We start from the raw sequence: 1,754 nt of genomic DNA on the forward strand, positions 1-1,754 counted from the left end.
GGCTCCCGTCCGTCAGCCCGCGTCCGGCAGTCCGTGCGGATCCCGGGTCCCGCGGCGGGAGGCCTCCTGCCCGCCCGTCGCGCCGGCCTCCCGGCGGGGCCGGGGCAGGGACGGCCGGAGGGCGAGCAGACGCTCCACGAGGCGGATGAACATCGCCACGTCGCGTATCAGGTCGTCGGCGTCGCGCGGGCCGACCGCGCCCCGGATGCCGGCCTCGGCCCGGGCGCGGCGCTCGGCGCCCGCGGCGAACAGCGCGCTCCACTCGGCGAGTTCGGGCGCGATCTCGGGGAGCACCTCCCAGGCGCTCCTGATGCGTGCCCGCTGCCGGGGGGTGGTCTCCGGGCGTCCCCGCGCGGCGAGCACGGCGGCGGCGGTGCGCAGGGCGGCGAGGTGGGCCGTCGCGTACCGCTCGTTCGGGGTCGGCAGGGCCATGGCCTCCTTCAGACCCGCACGGGCCCGGGCGAGCAGATCGAGGGCGGCGGGCGGCGCCGTGGTCCGGCGCAGGACGGGGTGCACGTCGCTCGCCGGTCCGGTCAGTGAGGGCACGGGGCCGGCGGCGCGGCGCCGGCGTGCGGCTGCTGCGGACGAGTGGGCCATGACGAACCTCCTGTCGTCTGGACGACGGCATGAGCGCCGTATGCGCTCATCGTGGGATATGGCACTGACAATCCCTTCCGGCCTGGCCTTTTGCCCCGATCGCCGGCGCGGGATAGTTTTTGCACTGACCAGTCAGTTCAAAAAGGAGAGGACACGCCGTGCACGACCCCACGGCACACGGCCTCGGCGTCACCGCCCGCGGCTTCGGGCTGCGCGGGCCCCGCGGCTGGGCCTTTCGCGGCATCGACCTCGACGCGGAGCCCGGTGCGCTGATCGCGGTGGAGGGCCCGTCCGGCTCCGGCCGCACCTGCCTGCTGCTCGCGCTCACCGGGCGGATGCGGCCCACGGCGGGGACGGCCCGGGTGGGCGCGTTCGAGCTGCCCCGCCGCATGTCCGCCCTGCGCCGGGTCACCGCGCTCGCCCATGTCGCCGGTGTCACCGATCTCGAGCCGGCCCTGACCGTCGGCGAGCACCTGCGCGAGCGGGCGCTGCTCCAGCGCCGGTTCGGCGGCTCGCTGCGCGGTCTGCTGCGGCCCCGGGCCGAGCGCCGGGCCGAGGCGCGGCGGCTGATCGACACGGCGCTCGACGCCGCCGGTCTCGACCTCGCGGCCCTGCCCAAGGGCGACCGCACCGCCGTCCGTGACCTGGAGCGCCACCAGGAGCTGCGTCTGTCGATCGCCCTGGCGCTCATGTCCCGGCCGCGGCTGCTCGCCGTCGACGACACCGACCTCAAGCTGTCGGACGCCGAGCGGGCCGCCGTCTGGGAGCGGCTGCGGTCGATCAGTGCGTCCGGAACGACCGTGCTCGCGGTGTGCAGCCAGGCACCGGAGGGTGCGGTGGTCGTCTCCACCGCGCCTTCCGCCGGGCCCTCGGCCCGGTCCTCCCCCACGCCCTCCGCGGGGTCCTCCGTCCAGTCCTCGGCGGGGGACCCCGCGGAGCCCTCCGCCGGCTCCCCCGCCACGCCGTCCGGCGACGGCCCGGACGGCGGCCCGGCCGACGGCCCGAACGACGGCGGCCCCGCCGAGGGCCCGGCGGAAGGCGCGGTGGAGACGACCACCGCACCCTCCGGTGCCTGGCTGCACACCGCGAGCACGGTCGTTCCGGACGCACTGATCGACCGCAGCCGCTCCCAGACGGCCGCCCGCTCGGCGTCCGAC

Annotated in this window: 2 protein-coding genes; one reads left to right on the forward strand and one right to left on the reverse strand. The window is 77.2% G+C overall.

The annotated features are described in order from the left end of the window. Positions 1-12 precede the first annotated feature (12 nt). Positions 13-597 carry an SAV_6107 family HEPN domain-containing protein gene (locus tag CCN35_RS26910; RefSeq protein ID WP_067392777.1) on the reverse strand — a complete coding sequence of 195 codons (585 nt, stop codon included), beginning with the start codon at positions 595-597 and terminating at the stop codon, positions 13-15. A gap of 158 nt (positions 598-755) precedes the next feature. Here CCN35_RS26910 and CCN35_RS26915 point away from each other — a divergent pair. Beyond that, positions 756-1,754: ATP-binding cassette domain-containing protein (locus CCN35_RS26915; RefSeq protein WP_086794648.1), on the forward strand; the 999-nt coding region annotated here is incomplete at its 3' end.

Source organism: Streptomyces thermovulgaris, assembly GCF_002155915.1.
Taxonomy (GTDB): domain Bacteria; phylum Actinomycetota; class Actinomycetes; order Streptomycetales; family Streptomycetaceae; genus Streptomyces; species Streptomyces thermovulgaris.